The sequence below is a fragment of the Mesorhizobium sp. LSJC269B00 genome (assembly GCF_000502815.1).
GTDB lineage: Bacteria > Pseudomonadota > Alphaproteobacteria > Rhizobiales > Rhizobiaceae > Mesorhizobium.
Genome location: NZ_AYVN01000019.1, coordinates 1 through 15,634, shown reverse-complemented (window position 1 = coordinate 15,634; position 15,634 = coordinate 1). Strand labels below are relative to the sequence as shown.

The window sequence follows — 15,634 nt, the reverse complement described above, 5'->3', positions numbered from 1 at the left end:
GGTTGTCAAAGAGGTGTCTGTACCCGACATACTTCACGATCTCCCTCATGTACGGGATGCTTATCTACAAGCCGCTCGTCGGCTGAAGGATCGTGGATGTTCAGCGATTATCTCGAATTGCGGGTACTCGGTATTATATCATAACATGATCAAAGAAACCGTTGGCCTGCCCACGCTGACGTCTAGCCTACTGCTTCTTCCTGTTCTCGCAGCTATTACACCCGCGAGACAGAAGATTGCAATCATCTGCTTTGATTCCACGGCCCTATCTGACGCGCATTTGCGTGCCGCGTGGCCGCAACTGCAGGAAGGCAGAATCACAAAGGCGGGGATTGAGGGAACTGAAGCCTGGCGGCAGATAAACCGACCTGACGCGGTCTACGACTGGGATCTAATCGGCGCTACACTGAACCGACTTTGCGAAAGCTCGTTGCGCAACGAAAATCTCGGCGCGATCATCGTCGAATGCTGTGCGTTTTCGCCCTTTGTGGATCAGATTCAAAGTGTGCTTCAGCGTCCCACCTTTGACATCATTTCTGCAGTGCACGCGTCGCTATCCCAGTCATGATCACCTGATGCGATACGCCGCTTTCAATTCCCGCCCGCGCAGGTACGCACGGTTTTTCTTGCCCGGGGGCCGAAGGCGACCGCTTCCTAGCCGAGAACAAGGTCGGGGTGTTTGGAAATTTGACCACGGGAATGCGCTTGCAGGTCGCATTCCACAGACAACTCACTAGGGATACCGTGCCAACTCTTTCCAACGGTCCTTAAAGAGCTGCGTGGCGTTGACTTGGGGAATTCCTCCAATCGGCGGCAAACGATTGGCCACACCATGCGGAGCGCCTGGGCGCGGGCTTGGCCAGGCTCGGCGTAGACCGGCTTCGGCTTCTCCTGCATATTCGATGTCGATCTTCACCCTCGCCTCAGAGAAGCTGACGATTGATCTCGACGGGGAGATCGACGCCGTTGCCGCCGCGTCTCGCAGAAAGCTCATCTGATCTGAAACTTAGTTCACCGACGCCTTCGGGATAAAGCCGAGGAAGCCGATCAATGTGTTCACGACGCTCATCTGCGCGTGCATCGACGGCGGCTTCGATGTAACAGAGATGCCGAGCGCCACTGGCCGCTTTTCCGGACTTGTAAGCGTCAGGCAAGGCCTGAAACAGTTTGTCGGCCTTGTCCACCAGACGCCGGTATGTGCGGATGGCTGCCCCCGTGGGGACGCGACCGGGCGGCGGAACTTGATCGGCAGCTTGTCGCCGCTGCGCGGGAAAGCTCACCATGTCAGCTGCTAGTGTCGATACCGGGTGTTGGCGCGTTTGTCGACCAGAAATTCATCGAGACGCTCCGCCAGCAATCGCAACGTTGCAACAGATCCTTCAACTAAATTTACAGAACCTTTGCGATTGCAAATCGCTGACGATGGTATTTATCGCAAGTCTGGGTTCAGGCGCGAATAAAAAGCCGACGCGTGGTTGCACTCAGACCGCCGCACAGCACGCAACGGAGGTCAACGCTAATGGCAAGAAGAGCGCTCATCCTGGTTGAAGGCGGTCCATGCGGTTGTGGTCTGCTGTACGTCCAAGCGGCCCAGCGTCTTGGCCTTCATCCAATTATCCTGTCGGCCGATCCAGCGTCCACTCAGTACGACTATTTTGCGTCGGAAAGGTCTGAGACAATCCGCGTCGATACAGATGATCTCGATGCGCTGATTCGCGAATGTTTCCGGCTGAGTGAGACCTATGACATTGCTGGCATCACGAGCCAGGAGGAGGAGGTTTATGCGACAGTCGGCAAGCTCTGCCGGCATTTCAATCTACCGGGACCCAACCCCGCATCCATTGAACGATGCTGCGATAAATTCACTCAACGTCAGCTCCTCGCGGAGGCTGGCGTTCCAATACCTGTTTACCGCGTGGCAGCGAATGCGACGGACGTAGAAAGCTCAGCCGCAGAGATCGGCCTGCCGGTAATTCTTAAGCCAACCGTTGGCGGCGGCAGCAGCGGTGTCCGATTGTGCCGCAACGTCGATGAGTTAGCCGAACACACGGCCTATCTGTTGAGCGGAAAGCACATACGCGTGCCTTCGCCTACCCAGCGCAAATGGCAGTCCTCGCCGGGGATACTCGTCGAAGAATTTGCACAAGGCCCCCATTATACCGTTGACATAATGGGAAATCAGGTCGTTGGGATTGGCACTATTGACTTCGGCCGCCCACCGCATTTCGTCTATCGTGAGAGCACCTATCCAGCTCCGCTGACTGATGACGAGCATGAGCGTATCGCCGATGTGTCGCTGGGCTGTTTGCGAGCTCTCGGCCTTGACTGGGGGCCGACGAACATTGAATTCCGGTGGACGGAGCGTGGCCCAGTCGTAATTGAAGTCAATCCGCGTCTTCCGGGCACGCCCTCTCCCCAACTGGTTCAGCTGGCTTACGGTGTCGATCTCATCACCGAGCACATCAAGCTTGCCATCGGCGAGGAATTCGATTTGCGTAGAAGGCATTCGCACACAGCGGCTGTGCAGTTCCTGGTTGCTGATCGCGATGGCATCCTCGATCGGATCGGTGGCGACAGTCAAGCGGCTTCCGTGCCAGGTGTCGCCGACGTCAAATTCTATGTTGAACTCAAGACGCCGATCGTCAGGAAAGGCGACTGGCGAGACTGTCTCGGACACGTCGCCGCCGCTTCTCCAAGCCGAGCTCAGACCGAGGCGATACTTCGGCGCGCCGTTGACTTGATCGATTGGTCGGTCACACCATTTCCGACCGGTGACGAATAGGAACGATTCTAGGCCCACTCTCTGCTCCAACGCCGGCGGCTTGGCTCGCCGGCTCGAGCTGAGTCAGCATCGCAAGCTTCCTGAAACGAGAAGCGCCCATGCCGTATGGGCGTTGCCAATCAGTCTGCGATAAACGCGCCGAAGTTGCGCCTTCCCTGAGGATTTGACGTACGTCGATAAGCTTTGAGCCCGAGCGGAGTAGTTTGCGTCAGGGCACGGCGCCACAAGTGGACAATCAAGCGAACCGCTTTTCGCCGACGCTCTAGATATCTCATGCCAACAGGGAACCCGACTTGACCACGATTTACTTCGAGGGCTGGAAACTCGCGCTTTCGAGTTGCCGCCAGAACGGATGCCCTCATTGTCGCGTCTCTTCGAGGTGAATTTCAAGCGGCTCGATCCGGGCCCGATGGCACAGCTCATCGACCAGCTACTGGTGCCACTCAGAGACCTGAGGCCAGAGCTTGCACGCTGCGATTAGCGAACGGAGCCCGACATAGGAGGGACTGAGCTCCTGTGCAGCCGACGCCCACCTCCCCACGGTCAGTCAATCCTTGCGCTGACATCTGCAAGTTGGTGGACCGCAGTTTCGGCGATTGAACCGAAGCCTTGGAGCGCCGCAGCCGCCTGTTCTTCCGTCTTGCTCTCGGTGTCTCTGGTAGGCCACTATTTCCGTAAAAGTACCTCTTAGGCGACCTCAACGTACAGGGCCTCAGATGACGGCATCCAACATTCTGTCAGCTTTGTCCGGTCGGCGACGCAGGCTTGTTCGGCCAGTTTCTGATTTTTGCTGGGGCCAAATAGCTGGAAAAAGTGACACAATTTTTTCTTCGCCTCGTTCGGCCAATTGGCACGAGTTTTGAAGCGGCAGCAGGTGGCGACCGCGAGCCGCCGATAACCATCTACCACTACACGGAGGAGCTGACATGAACACCCCCGATCAGCAGACGGCACTGGAGCAAGCCGCACGAAAGCGCATCAAGGATTCCCACGCCCTCGACGGCGACGCCGATCGCTTGGCCCACTTCTATCGCGGATGGGCCAGTGGCTACGATCTGGATGTCGGCCGCGACGGATACTGCGGGCCGATGATCGTGGCCGAACTGACGGGTGCCGTGCAGACAGCCTATTTGGCCAAGGAGCGAGCAGTCATTACAATCCTGGACGCTGGCTGCGGAACGGGCCTGCTAGGAGTCCAGCTGGAACGCCTCGGCTTCCGGTTGATCGAAGGCCTCGATCTCTCCGAGGAGATGGCCGAAAAGGCCCGGCAAACCCGCGTCTACCGCCACGTCCGAGGCGGTGTCGACCTCAACGGGCCGCTCTCCCACTACTCCAGCGCGAGCTATGATATCACGGTCTGCTGCGGTGTCTTGACGCTCGGGCATGTCCGACCGGAAGCACTGCGCGAACTGGCTCGCGTCACGCGCCCGAATGGATTCATCATCGCAAGCACCCGCAGGAGCTATGCCGAGACCGAATGCTTCGAAGAGGAGGTGCGGCGTCTGGAGGATGCGGGCATACTTGTGCCGACACAACGTCTAAAGGACGCCAGATACTTGGCGGAGGAGGACGCACACTATTGGGCTTTCCAGGTGCCCGAGAACCCCAGTGCCAACGGAGGACCGGCCATGACAACGTTGCCGAAAACTCTCTGACGAAAAGCTGACGGCCGATGCGACGCGACACGACAAGCACGAGCCCCTGCGTATGCCCTACCAGGAGTTCGGGTTCTTCTACATTGCTGAGCACGCCCCCCAAAGAATGCACCGCACAAGCTATCCAAGGCTTCCTGACTGTTCTTCACGCAGCCAGTCCACCAAGAAAATGCGCCAATCGTCGCGCCGGCTCCTGTTGCCAAAACAAAGGTGTGCCCATGTCTAAGGATATCGTTGCCAAACTGGACGACAAGCTTCGCGCGAAACGCGAAAGCTTTGACAAGATCCCCCTGGTTGATATAGCGCCGCTTCTCGATGGCAGCAACAAACAGATGGTGGCCAAGGAGATACGTTGGGCCCTGTCGAACACTGGGTTCATGTATGTGAAGAACCACGGTATTGCTCAGGATTTCGTGGATTCGGTATTCGATGTGAGCCGTCGGTTCTTTGATCTGCCGATGTCGCAGAAGATGACATTGCATATTAGCAAATCCGATGTGGCCCTGCGCGGATACATTGAGCCGTTCGGGGAGAACACCGATCCGGGCAAAACGAAAGACCTGAAGGAGTGCTTTGACTTCGGACCTGAACGTTCGACGCTGGAAGGTCCGTTCTTTGGCCCCAACCAGTGGCCCTCAAGTCTGCCCGAGTTTCGGGAACTGACATACGGATACCATCAAAAGATGGTGGACCTCGCGAAAAAACTCTTGCAGGGCATTGCGCTCAGTCTGGACCTGTCGGAAAGCTATTTCGAGAACCTCACGCGCAACCCCATCAGCATTCAGCGCCTGCTTCACTACCCGCCGCAGAGTGGCTGTGTTGGCGAAGAGATCATCGGTATTGGCGCCCACACGGATTACGGGAATCTGACCGTCCTGGCGCAGGACGATGTGGGTGGTCTTCAGGTCATGAACCGCCATGGCGATTGGATCGAGGGCATTCCAATCCACGGCACATTCGTAATCAACATTGGCGATCTGATTCAGCGGCTCACGAACGATCTATACTTGGCGAACATGCACCGCGTGGTGAATAGCTCGGGCCGCGAACGATACTCGATCCCCTTCTTTATTGATGCCGATTTCAATGCGATCATCGAACCATTGCCCTCATTTGTCACGGACAGCAACCCGCTTCGCTACAAGCCGGTGATTTGCGGCGAGCACAAATTCGGGCGATTCGCAGCAAGTTACGCTCACTTGGCCAAAGCGTGATGAGAGCGGACAGGCACTTACCACGTGACACTGCCTGCCGCGCTTCATTCCGGAGAACTACAGCCATCCAAACGTCCTTGGCGAGCCAGTCCGCAAACAGGCGGGCCTTCGAAGTCGCCCGCGGATGGAATTTCAGATAAAACGCCATGGGTGAGACAATACTGTCAGGCACGACACCGATGGCGGCGCGGTCGCCGACAACGATTAGGGCCTTCGAGCGCAAACGACCATCGAGGAAGCTGTCCCGAGCATCTGCCGCGTGAACGCGTGGTCATTTGCCACTCCGTCGTACTGGTTCGGCCAGACTGGCGAAGCTTGGCGAGGACATCACTAAGACCCTGAGGTCATCCCGCGCCAGTGGAAAGTGATCCAGACCGAACGCGAGAAGTCGCCTCTCGCGAATGCGAGACCAGCCGCCTGCACCCTTCATATGTGAGCCGCGCCGCTTTGCTGGGCCTAACCTGTTGGCGGTCCTGTTTGAGAAGATTGCCCACCATTAGCCGTTGAACCGGCAGAGCGAGCGCTATCACTGCGCGGGCATCGATCTGAGCCTCTCCACGCTGGCAGACCAGTCGGCCCTGTGCCGCGGTGCTGAAGCCGGTGCACGCGCAACCGAGGCGCATGTGCTTGCTGCGAAGCTGTCTGCATGATGACGGCACCACCGTGCCGATCCTGGCGAGCGGCAAGGCCGATATCGGTCGCAGCTAGGCCAATGACGGCCGGGCCGTCGGTATGGGTGAGTGGTGCGTAAAACGGTGCGCGAATTCGGCACGCAACTTGCGTGGGTCACGGCGGACGGCCGCAATCCGTCACCGAGGCCGTTGGTGATTGACCAGTCTCTCAACTTTAACGCCTGTAAACTGCGGTCGTCTATGGGCCAGAGGACGGCGTGGGTACCCTGTTGTTTGGTTCGAGACTGTCGATCTGATTGGGTTTTTCAATGGTTTGTCAATATTACGATCTCCCGTCCCCGACTGCCCTTGAGGTATTCGAGGCATCGGCACGCCATCTCTCGTTCAAGCTTGCGGCTTCCGAGCTAGACGTGACATCGGGAGAGATCCGTCGGCAGATCAAAGCCATTGAGAACGAGCTTGGCGTTCCGCTGTTTGCGGGACCTGGAACCGACGTCAGGCTTACCAGCGCTGGCAAGGACCTCTATAGCGTGCTGGCAAGCAGTTTTTCCAAGGCGTCCGATGTCGTCAGGGCCATCAAACGCGGCGATTATTCCCGCAATGTAACGATTGCCTCGATCGTGTCCCGCGGCGTGGTGTAGCTGGCGGCATTAGTCGCCGTGCTCTCCGGCATGGGCCGGGCTGATCAGCGCGCCACGGCTGGCAGGCTGATCAGGGGATCATCGCTCATCTGGCTGATCGTTTGCAGAGTCATATATCTGGCCCGCTGCACTGCCCATTCATCGTTCTGCTCGAGCAGGATTGCGCCGACGAGGCGCACGATCGCATCGTCGTTCGCGAAGCTTCCGACGACCTCGGTGCGCCGCTTGATCTCGCCGTTGAGGCGCTCGATCGGGTTGGTCGAGTGCAGCTTGGCGCGATGCTCCTTGGGGAAAGTCATGTAGGCAAGCACATCGGGCTCGGCGTCGTCCATGATTGTCGCCAGCTTCGGCACCTTCGGCCGGATCTGGTCGGCGACGGCGCGCCATTGCGTGCTTGCAGCCCCGGGCGTTTCCTGGGCGAAGGCGGTGGCGATGAAAGCGGAGACGACGCGGCGCCCGCTCTTGCCGGCATGGGCCAGCACGTTCCTCATGAAGTGGACGCGGCACCTCTGCCATGTCGCGCACAGCACCTTGTTGACGGCCGCCTTGAGGCCTTCGTGAGCATCGGAGACAACGAGCTTGACGCCGCGCAGGCCGCGACGTGTCAGCTTGCGCAGGAACTCTGTCCAGATCGGCTCGGCCTCCGAGGTGCCAATCTCCATGCCCAGTACCTCGCGCCGGCCGTCCGCGTTGACGCCGACGGCGATGATAACGGCGACCGAGACGATCTGCCCACCGCGGCGGACCTTCAGGTAAGTGGCGTCGATCCACAGGTATGGCCAATCGCCCTCGATCGGCCGCTCGAGGAAGGCCTTCACCTTCCCGTCGATCTCCTCGCACAGCCGCGAGACCTGGCTCTTGGATATGCCGCTCATACCCATGGCCTTGACCAGGTCGTCAACCGACCGGGTCGAGATNCGCCGGTGGCCGCGCCCACCTCCATTTCCATCAGTCGCTCGGCGGCAAAGCCGATCATCTCCCGCAGCAGATCGGGATCCGGGGTCTTCTCCACGAGCGTGCGCAGGTTTATCATGTCGTCGGTCATCAGTGGTCCTTCCGAAATGGGTTGGGGTCAACAACCAAACCCTACCGGAAAGCGCCGATGACCACCCACACGCCGCTCGCTCGCTACAGCGCTGCTAACGGCGCGCTCGTGAGCGGCTTCGCTACCGCCGAGCTACACCACCTGATGGGACACGACCATTGCCTCCACCGATGCGTTCGCGTCGATGTGGTTGATGCCGCGCATGCGGCGCTTTTGGTCACAGCATGGTGATATCAAAGTCGACCATGTGATTTCCGACAGTTCGCGCGATTATCGGCGCGCCGAAGTCGAGCTGCGCATCCGCTATAGCTGCGGCTCATGGCCTGACCAGACAGCGGAACTGTTGTTTAGCGATGTCATCTACCCGGTTTGCGGTCCCGGCTTCGCCCAGGAGCACAGCGATGCGACCGCCAAAGTGCTTGCCCGAATTGCCACTCCTGCACGTTGAAGGGATCCAATCCGGTTGGGTCGGCTGGGACGAGATCCTGCGCCGCGCCAGGATTCCACACGGGCCGCTTCGTGGCCATAGGTTCAGCAAGTTCTTCGTGGCTCCGCAAGCCGCCCAGGCTGATCAGGGCGTTGCCGTGGGCTGGCACCGGCTGGTGCGAACATCGGTCGAAAAGGGCAAGCTCGTCAGGATTACCGACCTCAAGCTGGACGCCCCGGGAGGATACTGTCTGACGTGGAACGACAACCGGATCCTATCGCCGGGGGCCGAGCGGCTGCGCGAGTGGTTGCGGAAGATCTCGGCCGAAGAGCGGAACGCTTGAAGTTAGAACTCGCGCCGGCACGCCTCTGCATGGCCCGAATCACAGCGGTACGGTGATCGGCATCACGGGTTCGGGACGACGTTTACTGGGCGTGGATTCATTTAGGAATTCTCGATCTAGAATTGAAGCTTCGTTCCCGCTCCGCATTCCAGGACAGGATCAGAAAGAAATCCGATCAGTGCTGAGTGCCGTCGCCCCTGCCTTAGCGGGACCTCCGAAAATGACAGAAGTTCGGCAGGCAGGCGAGAGAGCTCTCGCTGCGATGAAGTGCTGGAGACCGCAAGACACCATTCTTACGGACGTTTCCGGGCGAGCAGATCGAAAAAAGGAAACAATCTGATCTGGGGATGTAAATAGCGCTAAGGGCTGCCCCAAGCTGATCACCAACAAGTGCGTGACTTTACTCTCAAATTCATAGCTTCGGTGGGGCATTGCAAGCGCCGATCATGGCCGGCCCTTTCTGGCCCGACAACATTAGGTCCTCCTGAGCACGAACTGGTTCTCACCATCGGCGACGTTTGCGAGTTCGACGCGGCCGTGGTGATCAGCAGCGCCCACGCTGCGTTGCGTTGAATGTGCCTGGCATCACCGACAAGCGAGTGCCGGCAAAGAGCGACCGTCGCCCTTGCTCGTAGATTAGGGTTATCATGCATAGAATAATATGGGTCCGACGGCAGTGAGTTCCGCTGGGCGCGAGAGGATGCAGAAGCGGTGAATTTATAGCCGGTCCAGCAAAGGAAAGGGAAAAGCCGATAACGAGATCTGCCAAGGGTGGATGAATGTCCTTCGCGGGACGAAGGATGAAGAGAGGACGTGCCGGGACTCGCATCGATCGTGAGCACACGGTGAGAACGCTGTTTAGATTGTCCTTCATTCCAACTGATCCCATGCTGGGAGGGCCAGCGCGCGCCGATCCCGAAGAGAAGCAAGGCCCGCGAAGACATCAAAAGCCGTTGGCCGAGGGAAGGCTTTAAAAGGCGCTTGACTTCAACACGCCGAATAGAGAAGTCCAGGCAGTTGCTGGACCGCATTTACCCTGAAGCGTTCTGGCATGTAGCCCAAGTCTTGCAGAACTCGTATGGCCGCCCTTAAGGGTCTTGAGCCTTCAGGCAGAGTTGTAGACGGCAACGAAGTCGGCTAAATGTCGGCGGAGCTGATCGTGGCTCTCGTAGTGCAAGCGCTTGACGGTGGCGTCCTTGAGGGGCCGGTTCATTCTCTCGACCTGGCCCATTGGTCCATGGATGCTTGGCTTGGTCGTGCGGTGCTCAATGTCGTTCTTGGCGCAGGCATGTTCGAAGGCGTCCGCTCGGAACTGCTCGCCGTTTGCCATTTGCTTCCTTAATCGGCAGTACAGCTGAGCCACCGGCGCCGGGGGTGGTGAACTGGAATTCCTCGCCCGCCCATCATCTCTCCCCGAACGGGCAGGCTTACATGCCCATCATTTCTTACCTGGCGCCCCGGCGCTGGAGCAGAAAGGGTTGGGTTCAGACTTTTTTCTATTCGCTAATGGTCGGAAATGGTGTGATCGACCACTTGATCAAGCCAACGGCACGCTGAAGGATCGCTTTCGTGTGAGCAAGGTTGGGCGAAACAGCGAAGACACATCCCATAGAGTCTCGGTAATCGCCTTTCCTGAAGATCGGTGTCTTGGGTTTAACATACAGTTTGACCTCCGCGACACCTGACAGGGCAGCCGCCCGGCTGTCGCCGTCTATCCAATTGAGGATGCCATCGCGATCAGGAAGCAGGGACTGCCAGCCCGCAATATACGAATGCCTTCTGCGCAAATTCCATTCTTCGCCGATGACAAGCTTGATGTGCTCAGTGATAAGATCGACACCGTAAGCCAACTGAACCGCTTGGGGACCGCCAGCGAGGCGCGGATTGACTTCAATGATGACTGGGCCACGCTTCGTCAAACGGAATTCGATGTTCGTTGGCCCCCAGCCGAGGTCGAGAGCTCGCAAGCAGCTCAGCGAAAGTTCGGCTATACGTTTATACTCGTCATCAGTCAGCGGGGCCGGAAAGATACCTTCACGAAAGACGAAATGAGGTGGGGAGCCGAACTCAGCGGCCTCAATACCAATAGCCTCATTTCCCATTATGTGAGCCCAATAATGGGGGCCTTGCGCGAGTTCTTCCACAAGTATCCTTGGCGAAGACCGCCAGAAGTGCTTCCCGCCCAACAGATAGGTCGTGTGTTCAGCTAGCTCATCGAAGTCGCGGCATAATCGGACGCCGCTGCTGCCCGCGCCCACGGCCGGCTTAAGAACCACCGGCAGCCCAATCTCCTCAGCAGCGCTCTTTACCTCCGCGCCATTCGCTGCCAAGCGATAAGCTGGGATTGGAACGCCGCCCTCAGCGAGGAGCTGACGTTGAGTGAATTTGTCGCAGCATTGTGCAATCGCTGTGGGGTTCGGTCCCGGTAGCTCGAAATACCGACAGAGCTCGCCAACTGTCGCATAGACCGCCTCCTCGGCGCTCGTAATCCCTGCAATGTCATAGGTCGCACTCAACCGGGAACATTCGTGGATCAGCGCGTCGAGCTTGGTTGTGTCGATCGCGACTACCTCAATGCTTTCCGGCGCAAGATAGTCGTACTGCGCTGGGTTAGCGGACAGGGTAATTGGATGAAGACCAAGACGCTGGGCGGCTTGGACGTATAGCTGGCCATTCGCGCTTGTGCCTTCAAGCAGGATTAGCGCTCTTCTTGCCATTGTAAACTCCGAGATTGCGTGCTGTTGGGGCATCTAAGCGTAAATCAGGCTAAGCTCTTGAAGCCGTGCCTTACCTCGGACGTTGTACCCTAGTCAGCGGTTGGGAGGCGTGAAAGTTCTGCAAGCTCATTTGAAGGATCTGTTGCAACCGTCTTGATACCGCGCGGCGGCAGCAGCCGAAACAACCTGGCAGGCTACTTTTTGCGGCCCTGAGGCTATCGTTGAGGATGACGACGCGCGCTCGAATGCTGCGGAGCCGGTGAGCACTCAATACGAAGTGTGACTGATCAGCCGCACTTCGCTACGCCTCACGTCAAGTCCAATCAAAACGACAACCCTGAAACGGGAGCCTTCTGCAAAGCAGCCGGCCGGCGCTCCATGCGCTCATGCCGTCCAAATCCGCCGAGGAGATAGCGTGCACGCGGTCCATCGTCTCCCCCCATCGCCTGGATGCGGAGCGGGAAAAGCTCACCCATCAGATCTGCGGCTCTGTTTCTAAGCGCAGCATGGCCATCTCGTCGGGATCATATGAATCAAGCGTGGGAAGCGTGGCCACCCGCGCAAGCGAATCCTCGAAAATCGCCAAGGCTTCGTCGATGATCTCGTTCGATACTGTAAGCGGAGCAAGGACGCGTATGACGTTATGCGCAAGTCCGGCCGAGGCGAGCAGAAGACCATGCATCGCGGCGTCTTCCACGAGCCTCGCCGTCAGCGCTGTCGCCGGGCGCTGGGACATTGCATCATCGACGAGTTCAATGCCGATCATCGCGCCCAAACCGCGCACCTCGCCGATAATTGGGCAATTGGTCCCCAGATTGAGGGAGCGGAAGCCGGAGGCAAGGCGCTCGCCGATTTCCATGCTGCGGGCAGCCAGGTTCTCCTCCTCAAGCACGTTCAGGGCGGCAAGTGCCGCTGCGCATGCAAGGGGATTCCCCGCGTAGGTGCCTCCGAGTCCGCCCGGCGGCACCGCGTCCATGATCACCGCCTTGCCGATGACAGCGGCGATTGGGAGCCCGCCGCCGAAACTCTTTCCCAGCGCTACAAGATCCGGCTCCACTCCTGAATGCTCGATGGCGAAAACCCGGCCGGTGCGAGCGAAGCCGGACTGGACCTCATCCGCGATCAGGACGATGCCGTGCGCGTCGCACAAAGCGCGCAGACCGCGTATGAACTCCGGCGGCGCCGGCAGGAAACCACCTTCACCCTGGATCGGCTCGATCACCATGGCTGCAACTTGGTCGGGTTCGATCTGCGTCTCGAAGAGGTCTCGAAGCGCCTGAAGGGCCTCCTCTGCACTCGGGCCTCGATAGGCCGAAGGAAAGGGCGCGCGGTAGACATCTGTGGGGAAGGGGCCGAAGCCGCGTTTGTAAGGGTCGAGCTGTGAGGTCATCGCAAGGGTCAGTAACGTGCGTCCGTGAAAGCCTCCTCTGAAGACGACGACACCCCTTCGACCCGAGTGGAAACGAGCGATCTTTACCGCGTTCTCGACCGCTTCTGCGCCAGTGGTGACAAGCAGGGTTTTCGCCGGCGTGGGAAACGGAGCCATCGCGTTGAGGCGTTCCGCGAGCCGCACGTAGCCGTCATAAGGAATGCTGCCGAAGAAGGTATGGGTGAAGCGCTTGAGTTGCGTTCTGACCGCATCAACGACCTGCGGATGCGAATGTCCGACCGCAAGCGCGCCCATGCCGCCGATGAAATCGATGTATCGACGGCCCTCCGTGTCCCAAATCTCTGCGCCTTGGGCGCGTTCCGCGCATACCGGAAACGCACATGCAACGCCACGCGGCAGTGCGCTCTCACGTCTCGCCTGGAACTCCGCGCTCGATCGTGCCGTCATGCCGCAATGCACTCCCCTGTACAAACACGCCTTGCATCGGTTGCCAGCTTCGCCAGCGAGATTTGCGGTAGCGTGGTCATAGCCCCTGTTCCTCTGGTGCGATGGCCTTCTCGGGAACTTGGAAAACCCAGTAGTGCGCGTCCTCCTCGGCGACGTATCTGCCATCGTTTAGACGCTGTGCCGGCACCAGGACGCCCGCATCCTGCAGACGCCGCACCTCGTCCTCAAAGGATGCCGTCTCCGCATAGCTCTTGCGGGTGCTTGCGATGATGAATCCATTTGGGCGCGTGATGCGAGCCAACTCACGCAGCCCCTCCGGTCGGACATGCCCGAGCGTGAATGCGCCGCAGCAGACCGTAATGTCGTAGCTCGCGCTGGAGTAGTCGGAGAGCGGCCCGTTAAGGTCGACGTTGCCTTGAACATGGCGGTAGACGCGGGTTTGCCGGGCCTGTTCGGCCATCTCCTCGGAGAGGTCGATCCCGTCGATCAACCGGAAGCCGAGGCGTTCCAGTTCCACGCCGACGAGGCCCGTTCCGCAGCCGGCGTCCAGGATTGCGATGGCAGTTCGCTGCGTGGCCAAATAGGCCGTCTGCACGGCACCCGCAAGTTCCGCCACGATCATCGGCCCGCAGTACCCGTCGCGGCCGACATCCAAATCGTAGGAACTGGCCCATTCGCGATAGAAGTGGGCCAAGCGACTGGCGTCGCCGTTGAGGGCGTGGGAATCCTTGATGCGCTTTCGTGCGGCCTGCTCCAGTGCTGTCTGCTGATCGAGGGTGTTCATGACAGTTCCTTCCTAATTGGGGGCAGATGGTCGGCGGCGCGCCGGGCGGCACCTGATGCCGCCTCGCAAACCAGGGCCTCAAAACTCGTGCCAATTGGGCCGAACTAGGCGAGAAACATTTTTTGTGGCTGTTATCAGCTGTTTGGCCGCAGGCAAAAATTCGAAATTGGCTAAACAAGCCTGTGTCGCCCACCAGACCAAGCTGACATGACCAGACAAAGCTGACATGACCAGACAAAGCTGACATAATGTCGGACGATCGCGTACTGCTTCTTCGAGTTTCTAGTCCTCGAAGCAATCCCGCGGACTAGCATAAGTATTCGCGCCGAAGACCGCGCTTCCCGGAAGCGAGCGGTCGCGCAACACAGCAACGTTGTGCAGCGGCCTTGAGCCAGATGTGGGCCTGCTGCACGGCGTGGTAGAGAGTCGGTTATTCTGTTAGCATAACACACACCAGTAACGTCGACGAAAAGGCGCAACTTGGGGCGCCTTTATCGCAAACTGATCGCCAACGCCTATCCTGCATGACTGCGCTCGCTTCAGGGAGCATGCGCTGCTGCCTCAGCTCGAGCTGGCGAGCCTCGTCCCGGTCGCAAGGGCTCGAATACGATCTTGAGTTCCTTCGGGTGTATGTAGTGGTTTGCTGCAACGCCCTTCGCGTGGTAGGGGCAAGCATGCTAGTCGCTGACCTGGCGGTTATGCAAGCATCGGGAATTTGACACGGGGGGCTGTCCGTTTGCTAACTCTACGAGCTTGACACGATCATCTCTTACCGGGCGCCGCCGACGCTGGAGCAGAGAGGGTTGGGTCCAAGGATTGTTCCTGTTCGCCAAGGGGCGGCAATGGTGTGATCGACCAATCGATTAACTCGAGGGCACGCTGGAGTGTCGCCTCGGTCAGAGCACGGCTGGGTGAAGCGGCGATGACATATCCGAGACAGTCTCTGTAATCGCCTGTCCTGACGATCGGCGTCTTGGATTCAACAAAAATTTTGACCTCGGCGACACCTGATATAGCAGCCGCCCGACTGTCGCCACTTATCCAATCGAGGGTGCCATCGCGATCAGGAACCAGAATCCGCGCGGCCGCAATGTGCGAATGCCTTCTGCGCAAATCCCATTCGTCCCCGATGACAAGCTTGATGTGCTCGGTGACAAGATCGACACCGTAGCCCAGCTGAACCAGTTGAGGATCGGGCGCGCCAGAAAGACGCGGATTGACTTCAATGACGACTGGGCCACGCTTCGTCCACCGGAGTTCAATGTTCGCTGGCCCCCAACCAAGGCCGAGAGCTCGCAAACAGCTCAGCGAAACATCGGCGATCCGCTCATGCTCGTCATCGGTCAGCAGGGCCGGAAAGATGAACTCACGAAAGACGAAATGCGGTGGGGGGCCGAATTCGGCAGCGGTGATCCCGATGACCTCATTTCCCATTATCTCAGCGATATAATGGGGGCCTTCTGCGAACTCTTCAACCAGCATCCTTGGCGACGACCGCCATATGTGCTTCCCGCCCAACAGATAGGTCGTATGTTCGGCCACCTCATCGGCGTTGCG

11 protein-coding genes and 4 pseudogenes are annotated in these 15,634 nt (G+C 58.8%); 8 read left to right on the top strand and 7 right to left on the bottom strand.

Translation table 11 applies throughout. From position 1 onward, the window contains the following. Positions 1-145: 145 nt before the first annotated feature. Positions 146-568, top strand: a complete 423-nt coding sequence (locus tag X771_RS137250) for a hypothetical protein (RefSeq protein WP_023690356.1) — start codon at positions 146-148, stop codon at positions 566-568. 438 nt (positions 569-1,006) lie between these two features. Here X771_RS137250 and X771_RS1000000167520 read toward each other — a convergent pair. Beyond that, positions 1,007-1,208, bottom strand: a pseudogene (locus X771_RS1000000167520) (transcriptional repressor TraM); the annotation flags it as partial. A gap of 311 nt (positions 1,209-1,519) precedes the next feature. Here X771_RS1000000167520 and X771_RS1000000167515 point away from each other — a divergent pair. The 5 genes and pseudogenes from X771_RS1000000167515 (at position 1,520) to X771_RS137275 (ending at position 6,924) form a co-directional block, all read left to right on the top strand. Next, complete coding sequence (locus tag X771_RS1000000167515; protein ID WP_084566841.1) at positions 1,520-2,782, top strand: acetyl-CoA carboxylase biotin carboxylase subunit family protein; 1,263 nt, start codon at positions 1,520-1,522, stop codon at positions 2,780-2,782. A gap of 926 nt (positions 2,783-3,708) precedes the next feature. Continuing rightward, the gene (locus X771_RS137265) at positions 3,709-4,437 is read left to right on the top strand and encodes a class I SAM-dependent methyltransferase (protein WP_023690350.1); all 729 of its coding nucleotides are present in this window, start codon (positions 3,709-3,711) and stop codon (positions 4,435-4,437) included. 218 nt (positions 4,438-4,655) lie between these two features. Next, on the top strand, positions 4,656-5,651 hold the full coding sequence (locus X771_RS137270; RefSeq protein ID WP_023690349.1) for a 2-oxoglutarate and iron-dependent oxygenase domain-containing protein: 996 nt from the start codon (positions 4,656-4,658) through the stop codon (positions 5,649-5,651). Between the two features lie 197 nt (positions 5,652-5,848). Beyond that, a pseudogene (locus tag X771_RS1000000169520) lies at positions 5,849-6,335 on the top strand (transposase); the annotation flags it as partial. 256 nt (positions 6,336-6,591) lie between these two features. Continuing rightward, positions 6,592-6,924: a LysR family transcriptional regulator gene (locus X771_RS137275; protein ID WP_023690347.1), complete on the top strand. Its 333-nt coding sequence runs from the start codon at positions 6,592-6,594 to the stop codon at positions 6,922-6,924. A gap of 44 nt (positions 6,925-6,968) precedes the next feature. Here the strand turns inward: X771_RS137275 and X771_RS01615 are convergent. Further along, positions 6,969-7,969: pseudogene (locus X771_RS01615) on the bottom strand (IS256 family transposase). A 193-nt stretch (positions 7,970-8,162) separates the two neighbouring features. Between X771_RS01615 and X771_RS1000000169515 the strand changes: the two are divergent. Further along, on the top strand, positions 8,163-8,417 hold the full coding sequence (locus X771_RS1000000169515; protein WP_245262799.1) for a hypothetical protein: 255 nt from the start codon (positions 8,163-8,165) through the stop codon (positions 8,415-8,417). Further along, complete coding sequence (locus X771_RS1000000169510) at positions 8,371-8,739, top strand: LysR substrate-binding domain-containing protein (RefSeq protein WP_245262798.1); 369 nt, start codon at positions 8,371-8,373, stop codon at positions 8,737-8,739. The genes X771_RS1000000169515 and X771_RS1000000169510 overlap by 47 nt, the downstream gene beginning before the upstream one ends. Positions 8,740-9,726: 987 nt before the next feature. Here X771_RS1000000169510 and X771_RS1000000169505 read toward each other — a convergent pair. From X771_RS1000000169505 to X771_RS137295, 5 genes and pseudogenes are all read right to left on the bottom strand, one after another. Next, positions 9,727-10,051: pseudogene (locus X771_RS1000000169505) on the bottom strand (IS481 family transposase); the annotation flags it as partial. Between the two features lie 184 nt (positions 10,052-10,235). Then, positions 10,236-11,456 carry an acetyl-CoA carboxylase biotin carboxylase subunit family protein gene (locus X771_RS137280; protein ID WP_031203253.1) on the bottom strand — a complete coding sequence of 407 codons (1,221 nt, stop codon included), beginning with the start codon at positions 11,454-11,456 and terminating at the stop codon, positions 10,236-10,238. A gap of 475 nt (positions 11,457-11,931) precedes the next feature. Continuing rightward, complete coding sequence (gabT, locus tag X771_RS137285) at positions 11,932-13,293, bottom strand: 4-aminobutyrate--2-oxoglutarate transaminase (protein WP_084566840.1); 1,362 nt, start codon at positions 13,291-13,293, stop codon at positions 11,932-11,934. Between the two features lie 76 nt (positions 13,294-13,369). Next, positions 13,370-14,077, bottom strand: coding sequence for a class I SAM-dependent methyltransferase (locus X771_RS137290; RefSeq protein WP_023690339.1), 708 nt, complete (start codon positions 14,075-14,077; stop codon positions 13,370-13,372). Positions 14,078-14,839: 762 nt separating this feature from the next. Beyond that, the coding region (locus X771_RS137295) for an ATP-grasp domain-containing protein (RefSeq protein ID WP_023690338.1) at positions 14,840-15,634 on the bottom strand (795 nt) is incomplete at its 5' end.

What these genes read in the sequence shown, in the direction of transcription:
- X771_RS137250 (WP_023690356.1), top strand. Translation starts at nt 146, where the DNA reads ATGATCAAAGAAACCGTTGGCCTGCCCACGCTGACGTCTAGCCTACTG.
- X771_RS1000000167515 (WP_084566841.1), top strand. Translation starts at nt 1,520, where the DNA reads ATGGCAAGAAGAGCGCTCATCCTGGTTGAAGGCGGTCCATGCGGTTGT.
- X771_RS137265 (WP_023690350.1), top strand. Translation starts at nt 3,709, where the DNA reads ATGAACACCCCCGATCAGCAGACGGCACTGGAGCAAGCCGCACGAAAG.
- X771_RS137270 (WP_023690349.1), top strand. Translation starts at nt 4,656, where the DNA reads ATGTCTAAGGATATCGTTGCCAAACTGGACGACAAGCTTCGCGCGAAA.
- X771_RS137275 (WP_023690347.1), top strand. Translation starts at nt 6,592, where the DNA reads ATGGTTTGTCAATATTACGATCTCCCGTCCCCGACTGCCCTTGAGGTA.
- X771_RS1000000169515 (WP_245262799.1), top strand. Translation starts at nt 8,163, where the DNA reads ATGCCGCGCATGCGGCGCTTTTGGTCACAGCATGGTGATATCAAAGTC.
- X771_RS1000000169510 (WP_245262798.1), top strand. Translation starts at nt 8,371, where the DNA reads ATGCGACCGCCAAAGTGCTTGCCCGAATTGCCACTCCTGCACGTTGAA.
- X771_RS137280 (WP_031203253.1), bottom strand. Translation starts at nt 11,456, where the DNA reads ATGGCAAGAAGAGCGCTAATCCTGCTTGAAGGCACAAGCGCGAATGGC.
- gabT (WP_084566840.1), bottom strand. Translation starts at nt 13,293, where the DNA reads ATGACGGCACGATCGAGCGCGGAGTTCCAGGCGAGACGTGAGAGCGCA.
- X771_RS137290 (WP_023690339.1), bottom strand. Translation starts at nt 14,077, where the DNA reads ATGAACACCCTCGATCAGCAGACAGCACTGGAGCAGGCCGCACGAAAG.